The 16,049-nt window shown below is 62.1% G+C and carries 10 protein-coding genes; 3 read left to right on the top strand and 7 right to left on the bottom strand.

The window, feature by feature from the left end:
* Window positions 1-7: 7 nt before the first annotated feature.
* Complete coding sequence (locus tag ACSH0F_RS01330) at window positions 8-2,395, bottom strand: glycoside hydrolase family 3 N-terminal domain-containing protein (RefSeq protein ID WP_435199166.1); 2,388 nt, start codon at window positions 2,393-2,395, stop codon at window positions 8-10.
* On the bottom strand, window positions 2,392-4,797 hold the full coding sequence (locus ACSH0F_RS01325; RefSeq protein WP_435199164.1) for a glycoside hydrolase family 3 N-terminal domain-containing protein: 2,406 nt from the start codon (window positions 4,795-4,797) through the stop codon (window positions 2,392-2,394). Before ACSH0F_RS01325 ends, ACSH0F_RS01330 begins: the two co-directional genes overlap by 4 nt.
* 107 nt (window positions 4,798-4,904) lie before the next feature.
* Between ACSH0F_RS01325 and ACSH0F_RS01320 the strand changes: the two genes are divergently transcribed.
* From ACSH0F_RS01320 to ACSH0F_RS01310, 3 genes are read left to right on the top strand one after another with little or no spacing between them, the layout of a single operon-like run.
* Complete coding sequence (locus tag ACSH0F_RS01320; protein WP_435199162.1) at window positions 4,905-6,968, top strand: alpha-glucuronidase; 2,064 nt, start codon at window positions 4,905-4,907, stop codon at window positions 6,966-6,968.
* A gap of 43 nt (window positions 6,969-7,011) precedes the next feature.
* Complete coding sequence (locus tag ACSH0F_RS01315) at window positions 7,012-8,127, top strand: LacI family DNA-binding transcriptional regulator (RefSeq protein WP_435199160.1); 1,116 nt, start codon at window positions 7,012-7,014, stop codon at window positions 8,125-8,127.
* Complete coding sequence (locus ACSH0F_RS01310; protein ID WP_435199158.1) at window positions 8,124-9,908, top strand: IlvD/Edd family dehydratase; 1,785 nt, start codon at window positions 8,124-8,126, stop codon at window positions 9,906-9,908. The genes ACSH0F_RS01315 and ACSH0F_RS01310 overlap by 4 nt, the downstream gene beginning before the upstream one ends.
* Here ACSH0F_RS01310 and ACSH0F_RS01305 read toward each other — a convergent pair.
* The 5 genes from ACSH0F_RS01305 to ACSH0F_RS01285 are packed head-to-tail and all read right to left on the bottom strand — an operon-like array spanning window position 9,905 to window position 16,009.
* A complete protein-coding gene (locus tag ACSH0F_RS01305; protein WP_435199156.1) occupies window positions 9,905-11,224 on the bottom strand; it encodes a glycoside hydrolase 5 family protein in 1,320 nt (439 codons plus the stop codon). The genes ACSH0F_RS01310 and ACSH0F_RS01305 overlap by 4 nt on opposite strands.
* A 41-nt stretch (window positions 11,225-11,265) precedes the next feature.
* Window positions 11,266-13,170 (bottom strand): sialate O-acetylesterase, encoded by a 1,905-nt coding sequence (locus ACSH0F_RS01300; RefSeq protein WP_435199154.1) that lies wholly within the window; start codon window positions 13,168-13,170, stop codon window positions 11,266-11,268.
* On the bottom strand, window positions 13,170-14,045 hold the full coding sequence (locus ACSH0F_RS01295; protein WP_435199152.1) for an SMP-30/gluconolactonase/LRE family protein: 876 nt from the start codon (window positions 14,043-14,045) through the stop codon (window positions 13,170-13,172). Before ACSH0F_RS01295 ends, ACSH0F_RS01300 begins: the two co-directional genes overlap by 1 nt.
* A complete protein-coding gene (locus ACSH0F_RS01290) occupies window positions 14,045-14,824 on the bottom strand; it encodes an SDR family NAD(P)-dependent oxidoreductase (RefSeq protein ID WP_435200511.1) in 780 nt (259 codons plus the stop codon). Before ACSH0F_RS01290 ends, ACSH0F_RS01295 begins: the two co-directional genes overlap by 1 nt.
* A 60-nt stretch (window positions 14,825-14,884) precedes the next feature.
* A complete protein-coding gene (locus ACSH0F_RS01285; protein WP_435199150.1) occupies window positions 14,885-16,009 on the bottom strand; it encodes a fumarylacetoacetate hydrolase family protein in 1,125 nt (374 codons plus the stop codon).
* Between the last annotated feature and the right edge of the window lie 40 nt (window positions 16,010-16,049).

Genomic DNA, 16,049 nt, shown 5'->3' with positions numbered 1-16,049 from the left:
TGCTCTCCTAGACGATTTGTACATCGATGGCTTGAAGCTCGGCGGAACTGGCGCCGACCGATAGCTTGACCGGGCCGGGCTCGTTCACTTCCTGCATCTCGCGATTCCAGATCGTGAGCTGGTCCGGCTCGATAGCGAAGGTCAGAGTCCGCTGTTCACCGGGCTGCAGCGTCACCCGCTCGAAACCCTTGAGCTCGAGCACGGGACGTGTGACCGAAACATCGGTTCGGGTAATGTAAAGCTGGACCACCTCGTCGCCTGCCCGCTCGCCGGTATTGCGGACGTCGACTTCGACCCGGATGGCTTCGTTCAGCGAATAGGATGCCTCGCTCGCCCGGGGCGGGGAAATGACGAACGAGGTGTAGGACAACCCGTGGCCGAAGGGAAACAACGGCCCCTTGTTGTCGAACAGGTAACCCCGCCGTGCACTGGGCTTGTGGTTGTAGAAGTAGGGTATCTGTCCTTCGTTGCGAACGACCGTCACCGGAAGTTTTGCCCCCGGATTGATATCGCCGAGCAGCGCTTCGGCCACTGCGACACCGCCCTCCTGTCCCGGGTACCAGCATTCCAGGATCGCGTCGGCCTTTTCGACGACATTGGGCCAGCTGGGCGGGCGCCCGTTATAGGCAGCGACGATCAGCGGCTTGCCGAGTTCGGCCAGGGCATCGACCAGTTCGTTCTGCTCGCCGACGATGTCGATATCGGTGCGATCGCCAAGGTGGTTGGTGGCGAAACCTTCGCGGCTTGTCTGTTCGGTATCCCCGATCGCAAGGATGATCGTATCCGCGGTGCTGGCGACTTCGACCGCCTCTTCGATCAGGCGCAGGTTTTCCTCTCGATCGGCGAGATAGACCAGGTCTTGCGAACGATCCTCGCTTGTCGTGATGAACACGCCCTGCGCGGTAACGAAGTCCGCTTCGGGTGCGACCTGCCGCAAGCCTTCGATAAGGCTTATCGTCTGCTTCGGGACACTCGAATAGCCGCCAAGCCGGGCGATCGCGTGGTTGGGTCCGATTACGGCAACGCGGCCCACCCTCGCGCGGTCGAGTGGCAACGCGCCGCCTTTATTGGTCAGGAGGCAGACGCCTTTGCGCGCCGCCTCGAGCGCTAAGGCGCGTGCTTCGGCATTGCCGGTTAGGCGTTGCGAGAGCGCCGCGTCGCCATAGGGGTTTTCGAAGAGGCCGGCGCGAAATTTCAGGGTCAGCATCCGCGCGCAGGCCGTATCGACCAACGATTGCTCGACACGTCCTTCGTTCACCGCGTCGACCAGCGTCGCAAACGCCATGCCTTCGGGCAATTCGCTGTCGACCCCGGCAATCAGCGCTTGGCGCGCTGCGTCCTCGAGATCGTCGGCTACACCATGAAGTGTGGCCAGTTCGTGCACGCCGCCGTAGTCGCTGACGATTGCGCCATCGAAGCCCCATTCTCCGCGCAGAATCTCTCCCAGCAGCCAGATGTTGGCGTGGCTAGGAATACCATCGATCTCGTTATAGCTCGGCATGACGCTGCGGATGGACGTACGCCGGACGATTTCGCGAAATGGGGGGAAGAAGTTCTCCCGCAGGTCACGCTCCGAAATTTGGGCAGGAGCTACATTGTTGCCTGCTTCGGGCTGGCCGTGGCCGGTCATATGCTTGAGCGTTGCGAAGACCTTTCCGTCGGCCAGCTTCTCGAACTTGCCTTGGCCTTGCAGACCCTCGACGGCCGCTACTCCCATTTCCCCGACCAGATGGGGATCCTCGCCCCAGGTCTCCTCGATCCGCCCCCAACGCGGGTCACGGACGATGTCGACAACCGGGCTCAGGACCAGGGGTACCCCGCGCGAGCGAACCTCGCGCGCGGTCGTCGACTGAACCCGCCGCATCAGGTCGAGATCGAAACTCCCTGCGAGCGCAATTGCTTGCGGGAACATGGTCGCCTCGGTCGCCATGTAACCGTGGAGCGATTCCTCATGCAGTAATACTGGAATGCCGAGGCGCGTGTCCTCCAACGCCCAACGCTGAAGCGCATTGATGAACTCGACCGTCTGTTCGGGCGTGCGCCAGCGAGCCGCGGTGCCACCCGCCGCTCCGCTGATCCCGGGCACACCGCGCTTGTCGCTGGGCCGGGTGACGTGCCCGATCCCGTGCGGGAAGGCTGCACTCGCGCGCTCCGGAACGAATGCCAGATCGTCGATCATGTCGCCTTTCGCCGCCCAGGCGGTGCGGATTTGCGCGACCTTTTCCTCCAGCGTCATGCGCGCCATCAGGTCGGCCACGCGGGCCGGGATCGGTGCCGCCGCGTCCCAATAGAGCGGCCCGGTTTGCGCCAAAGCGATCGGGGCCTGCGTTACCGCGATCGCGGACAGGCTACCCCCGGCAAAAAGCTTCAGCGCCGAGCGGCGACTGACGCTCACGGCTGCACCGTAACAGTCACGTCCTGAAGGTCCTGCGAGTTCGGGCCGACCATGAGCGTGAATTCGCCAGGCTCGATGACGCGCTCCATGTCGCGGTTCCACAGCATGAAAGCGCGCGGTTCGATCGTGACATCGACCTGCTGCGTTTCGCCGGGCTGTAGAGTCATGCGCTGGAAGCCGGCAAGTTCCTTGACCGGCCGTGTGACCGAGCTGATCTCGTCGCGCAGATAGACCTGCACGACCTCGTCGCCAGCCATATCGCCGGTGTTCGTGACCGACACGCGCACGGTGACGGGTGTGCCAGCGGTAATCGTGGACGCAGACGCGACCGGTTCTCCGAACTCGAACGTCGTGTACGACAGACCGTAACCGAAGGGATAGAGCGGCGTCACCTCGTCGAAGAGGTAGCCGCGCCGCGCGCTCGGCTTGTAGTTATAGAAATTGGGCAGCTGGCCGACGTTGCGCGCCGTGGTGACCGGCATCTTGCCGCCCGGATTGACCTCGCCGAACAGTGCCTTTGCAATAGCCGTGCCTTGCTGCTCCCCGGCATACCACGTCTCGAGGATGGCATCGGCCTCTTCGGCCACGGTCGGATAGCTCGGCGGCCTTCCATTCACGAGGACGGCGACGATCGGCTTTCCGAGAGCCTTGAGCGCTTCGAACAGCTCGTTCTGTTCCCCGACCAGGTCGAGGCTGGTGCGATCGCCGAGATGCTCGGGTGCCCAGCCTTCGCGGCTGGTTTTTTCGGTGTCGCCGATAAAAAGGAGAATTGTGTCGGCGTCGCGGGCAACTTCAACGGCTTCGGCGATACGACGGCGATTTTCGACCGGATCGCCGAGTTCGACCTCGTCTTCCCACCAATCGTCGTCGCCCTTGGTAATTTCGACGCCAAGCGCATGAACAATGTTGGCGCGGTCTCCTGCAAGAGTCCGAATACCTTCGAGCGGGGTGACGCTTGCGCGCGGTTCGCCGTAATATCCGCCAAGGCGGGCGACGTCCGCATTGGGTCCGATCACGGCGATCGTTGGTTTGTTCGCCCCGCCAGTCGGCAGGTCAAGCGGAAGGACACCGTCGTTCTTGAGGAGAACCAGGGATTTCTCGGCAGCCTTTAGGGCGAGGGCGACACCCTCCGGACCGTTGGAGGTCTTGGCAAGCGCGAGATCCGGCCAGGGATTGTCGAAAATACCGGCGTTGAATTTCATCGTTAGGAAGCGGCGGGTTGCAGTGTCGATCGCTTCCATCGAAACTCGCCCTTCACGAACGCTTTCGGCCAGATTTTCGAAGCCATCTCCTTCCGGCAGGTCGACATCTACGCCCGAGACCAAGGCGAGTTCGCCGGCAGCCTTGTAATCGGGGACGATCTGATGGAGCCGCGCCATGTCCTCGATTGCGTAATAGTCGGAAACGACCGCGCCCCTGTAACCCCATTCGCCACGCAGCACGTCATTGAGGAGCCAGGAATTGGAGTGTGAGGGAATGCCGTCGATCTCGTTATAGCTCGCCATGACGGCGTCGATGGCAGTGCGGGACACAACCTGCTCGAACGGCGGGAAGAACATTTCGCGCAAGGTGCGTTCGCTGATTTGTGCCGGACCCACATTGGTGCCGCTCTCCGGCTGGCCGTGACCGGTCATGTGCTTGAGGGTGGCCATGACCTGGCCGTCGCGCAACTTGCGGTCGGTGCCGGGGCCGGTCAGCCCTTCTACCGAGGCAACACCCATCTCGCCGACAAGGTAGGGATCCTCGCCGAACGTCTCTTCGATCCGGCCCCAGCGCGAATCGCGCGCGACGTCGACAACCGGGGAGAGGACCAGATGGACGCCGCGCGCGCGGACCTCGCCAGCAATCAGGTCGTTGATCTCGCGGACGAGATCGGGATCCCAGGTGCTGGCCAGGCCAATGGATTGCGGAAAGGCCGTTGCGTCTTTCGCCGCGAAACCGTGAAGCGACTCCTCATGGAAAAGAACGGGAATGCCGAGACGGGTGTTCTCCATCGCCCAACGCTGTGCATCGATCACATACTGGATGCTGTCCTCGATGCTCCGGCGCGGCACTTCGCGCGGACTGGAGGGGCCGAGACGATCGGAAGGACGCGCGATCTGACCGATCCCGTCGGGATAGCGTGCGGCCGCCTTTACGGGATCGAACACATCGCCATCGCCCTGGATCTCGTTCTTACTGTTCCAGACGGTGATGAGCTGAGCGACTTTCTCGTCCAGAGTCATTCGCGAAAGCAGGTCTTCGACGCGCTGTTCGACCGGGAGCGATGCGTCCCAGTAAGGCGCGTCGGCCATCGCCCGCTCGACCGCGACGTCCTGTGCCGAGGCAGCAGGTATCGCAATTGGTGCCAGCGCCGTCAGGCAAAGACCGAGTGTAAGCGTCGTGCGCTTGAATTTCCGCATTAATCGTCCCTCTCCCCTGCGCGGGACTTGACCGCCCGCGACTTTGTGGTAGCGCTACCATGATGAGGGGAAAGAGGCTTGTCAACAGACTTGCGACGCTGATCGCGATGATACTCGGGTGCCTGCTGGCGGACGCATCAGCCAAGGCCGAGGACGGGTACGATTTGTGGCTGCGATATGCACCGCTGGAAGGCGAGGCGCTCGACCGTATCGCCGGCCTGCATGGGCCTGGCGCGGTGATAAGCTCCGACGGTCCGGCGGAAGCGAGCGCGACGATGGAAGCCGCTCGCCGCGAACTGGGTGTCGGCCTGGCGCGGCTCTCCCGCAATTCGACATCCCGGTTGCGAAGCGGCGCCAAAGGATACGTGAAGCTCGACTGTCCCGAAAGTCGCGGTGACGGCGATGTTGGATATTCCGTTCGCGCGGACGGCGCGGACATCCGCATTCGCGGAAGCAGCGACCTGGCGTGTCTTTATGGTGTTTTCGCGTTGCTACGTGAACTGTCGCTCGAGGTGGACCCGGTCCGCATCGACATTGCCTCGGAACCGGCCATGCCGCTGCGCATGCTCAATCACTGGGACAATCCGGATGGGCATGTCGAACGCGGCTATGCCGGCCGCTCGATTTTCGACTGGTGGCATCTGCCCGAGCGGCTCGACCAGCGAATGATCGATTATGCTCGTGCCAATGCCTCGCTCGGTATCAATGGCGTGGTGGTCAACAACGTCAATGCCCGCGCCTTCATGCTCGAACCGCGGTACATCGCCAAATACAAGCGGTTGGCCGATGCGTGGCGACCTTACGGCATTCGCCTCTACGTGTCCGTCCGGTTCAGCGCGCCGAAGGATATCGGCGGGCTTGATAGTGCCGATCCGCTCGACCCGGAGGTCCGGGCATGGTGGCAGGCGAAGGCCGACGAGTTTTACGCCGCCGTTCCCGATTTCGGCGGCTTCCTCGTCAAGGCGAACAGCGAAGGGCAACCCGGCCCGCAGGACTATGGGCGTAGCCATTCCGATGGTGCCAATATGCTCGCCGAAGCCATTGGCAATCGGGGCACGGTGATCTGGCGCGCCTTCGTTTACTCCGCTGAAGACGAAACCGACCGGGCCAAGCAGGCGTATGGCGAATTCGTACCGCTTGACGGGCAATTTGCCGACAATGTGATCGTCCAGGTGAAGAACGGCCCGATCGACTTCCAACCGCGCGAGCCGTTTCATCCGATGTTCGGCGCGATGCCGAATACAAAGCTGATGTTCGAAGCGCAAATCACGAAGGAATATCTCGGCTTCGCGAGCCATTCGGCCTTCCTCGCGCCCATGTGGGAGGAAGTGCTGGACCATGGAACCGGTCGCGGCGGAACCGTTGCGGAAATGGTCCTTCCTGCGGGAATGGCAGGCGTGGCGAACACCGGTTCGGATCGCAACTGGAGCGGATCGCATTTCGACCAGGCCAATTGGTACGCCTTCGGCCGCCTCGCTTGGGACCCCGAACTGCCGAGCGAACAGATCGCACGTGAATGGACCGTCCAGACCTTCACGCGCGAGCCAGAGGCCATCGAAAAGATCGTTCGAATGATGATGCGGAGTCGCGAAGCCGTGGTCGGCTACATGACCCCGCTCGGCTTGGCGCATCTCATGGATACGGGCCACCACTACGGCCCGGCACCATGGGTCTGCGACTTGCCGCGCCCGGAATGGAACCCGTGCTATTATCATCGCGCCGATGCGGAGGGCATCGGTTTCGACCGAACTGCAAGCGGGTCGGATGCGCTGTCGCAATATGCAGACAGGATCGCCAACCGTTGGGACGATCCGGACACGATCGATCCGCGGTTCCTGCTGTGGTTTCACCACGTTCCCTGGACTGCAGAGCGGCCATCCGGCTTGTCGCTGTGGGAAGAGCTGTTGAATGAATACGATCGAGGCGTTTCCGAAGTCGACGCCATGGCGCGCGAGTGGACTGATCTTTTCGATGCCATCGACCCGCAGCGCCACCGCGCAGTGACGGAAAGTCTGGCGATCCAGCAACGCGAGGCGCGCTGGTGGCGCGATGCCTCGATTGCTTACTGGCAGTCGCTCAATGGCTTGCCGCTACCGGAGAACGTAAGACCGCCGGCAGAGTCGCTGGACGCCTACATCGGCCGAACCTTCCCGGAGGCTCCGGGCCAATGATCGTACTTGCCGATCTTCCTGGCATGGGCCTATGTCGATGCGCATGAGTGAAGCAGGAGGGACGGCCAAGATCGGCCGCAAACGAAGCGCCAGGCGCAACTCTAACAGTGCGCCGACGATTGCCGATGTGGCGCGGGCTGCACAGTGTTCGCCGATGACCGTAAGCCGCGTCATCAATGGCGAACAGAACGTGCGCGACAATACGCGCGAGCAAGTGCTCGCTGCGATCGAAAAGTTGAAGTATGTGCCCAACCGTGCAGCCCGCTCGCTGGCGGGCGGAGCGCAACTGCGGATCGCCTTGCTCTTCGACAATCCATCGGCATCCTATCTCAGCGAATTCCTGATGGGGGCGCTCGAGGAAGCCAGCCGGCGCGATATCTATCTTGTCGTGCAGAGCACCGAGACGCAGCCCGATTACGGCGAGCTCATCCGCCGTTTGATCGACGGCGGTATTGGCGGTTTCATCCTTCCGCCACCTTTGTGCGACGACCAGTCGGTGCTCGATGAGATCGAGGACGCGGGCGCAATCGCAGTGGCGGTTGGTCCGGGCCGGGCCAGCGGTTCGCACGGGGCCGTATTGATTGACGAATTCCAGGCCGCCTTCGACATGACTGGCCACATCATCGGCCTTGGGCACGAACGCATCGGCTTTATCGTCGGCAATCCCGAACAGGTCGCCAGCGAGCGACGCCTTCAAGGCTATCGCGAAGCGATGGAGAATGCAGGTCTCGCAATCGACGAAGCCCTCATCGCGCAGGGACAATTCACATATCGCTCCGGCATGGTCGCCGCCGAACGCTTGCTCAACGCGAAAAGTCCGCCGACTGCAATTTTCGCGTCCAATGACGATATGGCGGCCGCCACAGTGGCGATGGCGCATCGACGGCACCTCGACGTGCCAAACGATATAACGGTTTGCGGTTTCGACGATACCGAACTTGCTAGCTCGATCTGGCCGGAACTCACTACGATCCGCCAGCCTATTCGCGAAATGACTGCCCAGGCGGTTTCCATGATTGCCAAGGCCTACAAAAAGGCCGGCCGGGGGAAGGAGAGTGCGGGTGAGCAGCTCACCCTTCCCTATAAGCTAGTCAGGCGCAATTCGGATGCGGGCCCGAGCCTCGCATCCTCTTTCAACAAACCGGAAAGCCGAGAGTGACCGAGAAGAACGGCCAGCGCAGACTGCGCTCGCGCGACTGGTTCGATAACCACGAACGCATGGACATGACCGCTCTCTATCTCGAGCGGTTCATGAACTATGGCGTCACACCCGAGGAGTTGCGCAGCGGCAAGCCGATCATCGGCATCGCCCAGTCGGGCAGTGATTTGTCTCCCTGCAACCGGATCCATATCGACCTTGCCAAGCGTACGCGCGATGGCATCCGCGATGCAGGCGGGATACCGATCGAGTTCCCTGTCCATCCCATTTTCGAAAATTGTCGCCGCCCCACTGCGGCGATCGACCGCAACTTGCTCTATCTCGGGCTGGTCGAGTTGCTGAACGGCTATCCCATCGACGGTGTCGTACTGACCACGGGCTGCGACAAGACCACCCCAAGTCAGATTATGGCGGCGAGCACGGTCGACATTCCTGCAATCGTCCTTTCGGGAGGCCCGATGCTCGACGGCTGGCACGAGGGTGAGCTGGTTGGCTCGGGCACGGTAATCTGGCGCAGCCGTCGCAAACTCGCGGCAGGCGAGATCGACGAAGAGCAATTCCTCGACCGTGCAACCTCCAGCGCACCAAGCGCCGGGCATTGCAATTCCATGGGAACGGCGAGCACCATGAATGCGGTGGCCGAAGCTTTGGGAATGTCCCTAACCGGCTGCGCCGCAATCCCGGCGCCCTATCGCGAACGGGGTCAGATGGCCTATCGCACGGGCCGTCGGATCGTCGAGATGGTGCATGAAGATCTCAAGCCTTCCGACATCCTCACACGCGAAGCGTTCGAAAACGCCATCGCGGTGACCAGCGTGATCGGCGGTTCTTCCAATGCCCAGCCACATATCGTCGCCATGGGCCGGCATGCCGGCGTGGAGCTTGAACGGGAAATCTGGCAGGAGCACGGTTACGACCTGCCACTCCTCGTCAACATGCAACCGGCCGGGGCCTATCTCGGCGAGCGTTTTCACCGCGCCGGCGGCGTGCCCGCAGCGATGTGGGAACTGCTCGAGGCGGGGGTTCTGCATGGCGATACTGCGACCTGTACCGGCGCGAAAATGGCCGAGAATCTTGTGGGTCGGGAAAGCAAGGATCGTGAGATGATTCGGCCCTTCGCCGACCCGCTGATGGAGCGCGCTGGCTTCATGGTGCTCACCGGCAATCTGTTCGATTTCGGCATTCTAAAGACTTCGGTCATCTCGGACGAATTCCGCGAACGCTATCTGTCCCGGCCAGGGTGCGAAAATATTTTCGAGACACGGGCGATCGTGTTCGATGGATCGGACGATTATCATCACCGCATCGACGATCCTTCGCTGGAGATCGACGAAGATTGCATCCTCGTCATCCGCGGTTCGGGCGTGATCGGCTGGCCGGGCAGCGCAGAGGTGGTCAACATGCAGCCGCCGGAGCGGATGATCCGCGAAGGTAAACAATGGCTCCCGACGCTGGGCGACGGGCGTCAATCGGGGACGAGCGATAGCCCGTCGATCCTGAACGTCTCTCCCGAAAGCGCGGTGGGTGGCGGACTTGCATGGCTGCGGACGGGCGACACAATTCGCGTCGATCTCAACGAGCGGAGCTGTAACGCCTTGGTCGAGGAAGACGAAATCGCCCGTCGGCTCGCCAACGAACCCGCACCGGAAGTTCCCGAAAGCAATACGCCATGGGAAGAACTTTTCCGCGAAAAGACCGGTCAGCTGGGCGAGGGCGGTGTCATGGATTTTGCCGTCAAATATCGCGGCACGTCGCGCAAACTACCGCGCCACAATCACTAGCGGCTACCAAATGAGGACGGGCAGGGCGTCTCCAACCCGAGGCATTTGCGATCGGCATGCGCCTTGACCAGCGCGATCATCGAAATGTCGCTGTCGAAATTCCCATACCAGCCCTGTGGCTCATGCGGGGGATCGCCCATGTAAGCGAGGTCGCCTTCCTGAAAGCGGAAGTCTGCGTGGCGCGCGCGGGCCTCGCCGTTCCAGGCCCAGAAGTTGCTGCCTTGCAAAGGGCCACCATTGCGCCAACTTTTCTCGACCGCGTCGTAGATCGTCCGGTAATAGCGCTCGCGATATTCGGTGGTCGTATCGGGTGAATAGGCTTCGTCGTCGCGCGGGAACCCGAACTCCTCGATTAGCAGCGGCTTGGCCATGTCTTTTGCAAGCCGGGTGTGGACAGCCAGGTAATCCTCGACCTTGGCTTTGCCCGCTGGCCAAGTGCCGGGCAGATCGTCGCCTGCGACCCATCCCCAGTTGAGCGGCCAGATGTGAGCGGTGACGTAATCGACGGTCTCATGTGCCGCGACGACGAGTTCCTCGCTGCCGAAAGTGGCTTGCGTGCCCTCTTGACCAAGCGAGACCAGGTGATTGCCGTCGATCGAGCGGATAAGTTCCGCAGTCGAGGCGATCCAGTCGAGATAGGCCGAGCGGAATTGCGCGATGGCGTCGGCTCCACCGCCCGGGCGCGGTTCGTTCGCATGCTGCCAACTCATGATCGCGGGGTCCCGCGCATAGCGCTGGCCGGTAATGGAATTGGTCCGCCCGACGATTGCTGCGACATGCGCCCGGTAGCTCTCTATGGCTGCTTCGTTGGCATAGAAACCCGCTGTCGCATCGGCGAAGGCCGGCCACGGATGGTCCGGATCGCCCATGTCGATGTATTGACCTGTCGCGCGGTAGAGCAGGGTCTGCAAACCGCCGGACCACTCCCAGAAATTGGACAGGACCAGCACAGCCGTCATGCCCCGCTTGCCGATCTCCGCCATCGCGAAATCGAGACCTTCCATCAGCGCAGGATTCGTGCGCCCGTCGGCGCGGGTGAAGCCCGGCTTGATCGAATTGTTGAGTGGGCCTTCTTCCGCTGCCGCCATGATCCGCAGGTTATTGAGGCCCATGGCCTGCAGCCGATCCAGTTCGCGCATTAGCCGCGCCCGGTCGCCGTATTCGGCGTCGGTCCCAAGCCAGGCGGCGTACCACATATTGGCGCCGACGATGCGATAGGGATTGCCGTCGCGGAGGAATTGCGTCGCGCTTCGGCGGACGAAGCCAGGCGCTTTCGGATAGGAACTAGTTGCGCATCCACCCGCCAGGAATGCCATGGCGTAGGAGGCGCCCGCCAGCATTGTCCGGCGGTCCATCATTATTGATTTATTTCCAGCTCGAAGCCCGGGATTGGCCGGCCACCTGCGTCGTAAAGGTTGACGATCGGCGCATCGGACCAGGCATGGCGAACTCGCGTAGCCAAGGCGCCAGCGGGCAGATCGATCACCAGGCGCTGATCATCGAGACTTGGGTAGACGAACCGGCAGCTGTCTTGTGTGGACCCGCAAAGCTCCACGCCTAGCGCTGTCGGCCCTCCGTAAGCGGTCAAGTCACCATCAAGATCTTGAAAACCGACGATGACCCGGTCGCCTTCGCGAGAGGCGAAAGCGGGTTTCGGCATCGCTCGCCCGGCGAAAGCCTCCGCCAAGCGTAGCCCGAGAGCGTTCTTGTTGGCCGGATGGATATCGGTCGGTTCTCCGATATCGATAGCGGTCACCAGATCGGCGTTGCCATCAGCCTGGACCGCGGCAAGCTGCTCCTGCCGCAATCGGGCCCAGCCGGACTCAACGGGCTCGGCAACCCGCTGGCCGAAGTCCGCCAATTGGACGACCAGCATCTTCGCTTGCTCGCCGAACTGTGCCCGCCAGCCTTCGAACAGCGTGGTAAGTTTGCGGTCGTAGGCTGGCTGGCCGACATCGGACTCGCCTTGGTACCAGGCTATGGCTGCGAGCCGCATCGGGCCCAGCGGCGCTATCATGGCATTGTGCATCACACCGGCACCGGCGTTGGCGTCCCATGGTGCACGGGGCGGCACGCCCTCGACGTCGGAGATTGCGTACTCCCAATCAGCGCCCAGCGGTATGGTGGTATCGCCATTACCCGGCGTGAAGAACAGGCGCTCCGGCCCGCCGAAAAAGCCACCTGTATCCCACATGTTGTTGGCAGCGATGAGAATTTCGTTCTCGCCTTCGCGCAGGAACTTCCTCGGGACGGTATAAGTCCGCTCGACACCCCAGCCGAAGGTATAACCTACCGGTTCGCCATTCACGAATGTCAGGTCGAGATCGTCGATAGCACCGATTGACAGGGAGCCATCCTGGGCTGCCTGGTCTTCAGTCAGCATTATGGTTTGGCGCAGCCACACGTTGGCCCGTGGCTCGGTATCGAGACCGGTTCCTTCCCATTCGTTCCAGAAGGAGAATTGCGGGATTGGAGTCCATTCGAGTTCGTCGGAATTCAACCAGGGCTCGCGGCCACCGTCCTGCGCCCGCCACCAGGCCTTCCAGCGCGGCACGAAGGCACGGGTCGCCAGGAAGGGGTCTTCGTCGTACGACCGCAGCAATTCCAGCACGTCGGCGCCCTCCATTGCCGACACACCTTCGGGCGTGAACCAGGCGCGCGCCGCACTCCCACCCCAGTTGGAATGGATGAGACCGACGGGAACGGAAGGATCGAGCGCACGGAGGCGCTTGCCCATGTAGAAGCAGGCTGCGGAAAATTCGACCACGGAGTCGCTGTCGGCGCCGACCCAGGAGACGGGCTCTGCGAACCGCTTCGCAGGGACGGGCGCAGTCGCCTTCGGAACCCTGAACAAGCGGATGCCGTCATCGGCCGCCTGCTGTAACTGGTTATAGGTGTCGAGCGCTCGCGCAACCGAAAGCTCCATGTTCGACTGGCCCGAACACAGGATCACATCTCCGATCAGCATGTCTTCGTAGCGTGTTTCACCCGTGCCGTCCCGCAGCGTCAGGTTAACACCCGTGATGCTGGCGGGACGGGCGGGCAGGGTGATCCGGAACCTGCCTTCGGCATCCGCATTCGCACTGGCGCTTGCACCGTTCAGCTCTGCCGTCACGGTCGCACCGGCTGCACTGCGCCCTTCGAGGACGATCGGTTCACCGCGCTGGAGAACCATTCCTTCGCCATAGCCGGGGCCGAGGACGGGCGCTGCTGCCGCGCTCGCGGAAAGCGACAAGGCGAGCGTGGCGAGGGCCCAGCGCATTATCCCAATTTCGCCTTTGGCTGGGCGAACCCTGCTACAGGCGCTTCGAAGGCAAATAGACCACCTGCATCGGGATAGTCCGTCATATCGCTTGGCTCCATATTTTTGGTCGCGCTGGTCGCGTAGCCGGTTCGCAGGTCGCGGCCACCGAAGGCCATCTTGGTCACGTCACGCGCGGGAATGTCGATCGTGGTGTCGAGTTCGCCGTCAGGTGTGAAACGCGCAACTCTGCCGCCGAGATAAAGCCCCGTCCACACATAGCCTTCGGCATCTACGACCGGACCGTCGGGATAGGAATCCGGAAAAAGCGCGCCGGTATCGGCAAAGGGTCGCACCTCGCCGACGCCGGCCTCAGTAAGGTCGGCCACGAGAATTCGTTGAGCGGTAGTGTCGGTGAAATAGATGCGGTCGCCCTCCGCATTGACCGCCGGGCCGTTGGTGATCGTGATGCCGTCGGGTCCGGCGGGACGGATAGTGCCGCGATCGAAGACGTAGAACCTGCCGGATGCCGTGCCTTCGCTATCGTCCATCGATCCGAACCACACGCGCCCCCACGGATCGGTGCAGGCATCGTTGAGGCGATTGCCTGCAGGTTCGCCGGGGACGTCCATCAGCTTTTCGAAGCGCTTTGCTTCGGAGTCGAAGGTATAGAGCCCGTCCTTCAGGCCACAGAGCAGGAGCCCGCCTTCCGCCGGTATAGCCCAGCCGATCTGGTCCGGTGCGTCGGCATAGGAATTGCTACCGGTGGCGGGATCGTAGTGCCACAACCGGTGGCGCTTGATGTCTACAAACCATACGACTTTGCGATCGGCGTCCCAGAGCACGCCTTCGCCGAGCTTGCTTTCCGCTGCCAGAACCGTCCTTACCTCGACCATCAGCGCCACCCTCCATCGACCCAATAATTGTGCGCCGTGCAGAACCTCGCGTCGTCGGAGGCGAGAAACATTACCATTGCGGCGATATCGAACGGCTGAATACGCCCGTCGAGGCACTGTGCGGCAACGATCTCCGCCTCGCCCTCGGGCGTGTACCATTTCATCTGGCGCGGTGTCTGGACGTTGCCGGGGATCACCGTATTTACCCGGATATTGTCCCGCCCCAACTCACGAGCCAGGCTGCGGGTAAGCCCCTCGATCGCAGCCTTGGCAGTCTGGTAGAGCGTGAGGTCCGGCAGGCCCAGATGCCAGCTGATCGACCCCATATTGACGATCGAACCGCCACCCGCATCGCGCATTGCCGGGACGACAGCTTGGGCGGCGAAGAACTGGTGCTTGAGATTGACGCTCATGCGCTCGTCCCAATAGGCGCTCGAAACCTCGTCGAGTTTGTGGCGGTCGTCGTTCGCCGCATTGTTCACGAGAACGTCGCATCCGCCGAGAGCATCGATCATCTGCGCGATCTTGCGTGTGTAGTCGTCGCAGTCGGTAATATCGCAGTGATGGAAGATCGGCTCGATCTCGGCGTCCGAGAGCCGTTCGATCAGGGCATGGCTCGGTTTTTCCATGAGATCGACAAAAGCGACCGCAGCGCCCTGCCGAGCGAACCCTTCGACAATACCTTCACCGATACCGGACGCACCGCCGCTGATTATAACCTTGCGGCCTCTCAGGCTGGGGTAATTCGCCTGCGCGGCATTCTCGCCATGATGGCCCATCAACTCGTAGTCCTCGTCCCTCTAGGCGCCACCGGTCCATTGCCCCGGCAGTCGTGCCCGTCAAATTCTGTCGATCAAGCCACGCTCGGCCAGATTGGTTGCGAAAGCGGCAACGCCCATTTGCCAGGGTGTGGCCCTGGATGACAAAGTCACCGTGTTACGCAGCGTCCCGATCCGCTCCGAACTGATCGTGACGACGTCGCCAACTTTATGCGTGAACCCGGCGCCGGGCTCGTCGCGATCCTGCGTCGGCGCGAACAGCGTGCCGCAAAACAGAACGAATCCGTCCGGATAGTGGTGCTCCGACAGGCACTGGTCGACCAGATCCGTTGGATCGCGACTGATTTGCGACATGTCGTTCGTGCCTTCGAGCCGGTACCCTTCAGGACCTTCGATGGTCAAATCCACACTGGCGGCACGGACATCGTCGAGCGCGTAACTCTCGTCGAAAACGCGGATGAACGGGCCGATCGAGCAACTTGCTGTATTGTCCTTCGCCTTGGACAAAAGCAGCGCCGAACGACCTTCGAAGTCGCGCAGGTTGACGTCGTTCCCCAAAGTCGCGCCGACAATCTCGCCAGCGCTGTCGCACACCAGCACGACCTCGGGCTCGGGATTGTTCCAATTGGAATCCGACCGCACGCCGATTTCTGCACCGTGGCCGACGGAAGACAGCACCGGCGACTTGGAAAAGATTTCCGCATCGGGCCCGATCGCCACTTCGAGATACTGCGACCACATTCCTTGGTCGATGAGTGCAGCCTTCAGCTGCATCGCCTCCTCGCTGCCCGGTACCACCGACCGGATACCGGAGCCGACTTTATCTTCGAGCTGCGCACGGATCACGGCCGCGCTGGCCGCGTCGCCGCGGGCGCGTTCCTCTATCACTCTTTCGATTGCCGACAGGGCAAAGGTGACGCCGGCGGCCTTGATGCACTGAAGGTCGATCGGCGCGAGCAGCTTCCAGCCTTCGGGCAAGCCGTTCTCGACCGGCCCGAGCTTGACACCGCCGTCGAAATGCCGCCGCTCGATCGCTCCGGACATGGAGGCGGCCACTTCGGTGATGTCGTAGATCGTTCCCTTGCGGATAACCAGGATCGACGGTCCGGCCGGCGTTTCCGCACGACCGAGAAACTGGCCGCAGGCATAGTCCGACGGCAAACTTTCAAGAATGTTCGTGGCCATTTCTGGCTCTTGCCCTCCCTCGTGATAGCGCTACCATAGG

Origin of the sequence: Qipengyuania sp. 902 (assembly GCF_051195295.1) — a bacterium.
Classification (GTDB): domain Bacteria; phylum Pseudomonadota; class Alphaproteobacteria; order Sphingomonadales; family Sphingomonadaceae; genus Qipengyuania.
This window is presented reverse-complemented; position numbering and strand designations above follow the sequence as displayed.

Bases quoted from the DNA above. Each gene is read 5' to 3' on its own strand.
- ACSH0F_RS01325 (WP_435199164.1), bottom strand. From the start codon at position 4,797: ATGCGGAAATTCAAGCGCACGACGCTTACACTCGGTCTTTGCCTGACG.
- ACSH0F_RS01320 (WP_435199162.1), top strand. From the start codon at position 4,905: ATGATACTCGGGTGCCTGCTGGCGGACGCATCAGCCAAGGCCGAGGAC.
- ACSH0F_RS01315 (WP_435199160.1), top strand. From the start codon at position 7,012: ATGAGTGAAGCAGGAGGGACGGCCAAGATCGGCCGCAAACGAAGCGCC.
- ACSH0F_RS01305 (WP_435199156.1), bottom strand. From the start codon at position 11,224: ATGGCATTCCTGGCGGGTGGATGCGCAACTAGTTCCTATCCGAAAGCG.
- ACSH0F_RS01300 (WP_435199154.1), bottom strand. From the start codon at position 13,170: ATGCGCTGGGCCCTCGCCACGCTCGCCTTGTCGCTTTCCGCGAGCGCG.
- ACSH0F_RS01295 (WP_435199152.1), bottom strand. From the start codon at position 14,045: ATGGTCGAGGTAAGGACGGTTCTGGCAGCGGAAAGCAAGCTCGGCGAA.
- ACSH0F_RS01290 (WP_435200511.1), bottom strand. From the start codon at position 14,824: ATGGGCCATCATGGCGAGAATGCCGCGCAGGCGAATTACCCCAGCCTG.
- ACSH0F_RS01285 (WP_435199150.1), bottom strand. From the start codon at position 16,009: ATGGCCACGAACATTCTTGAAAGTTTGCCGTCGGACTATGCCTGCGGC.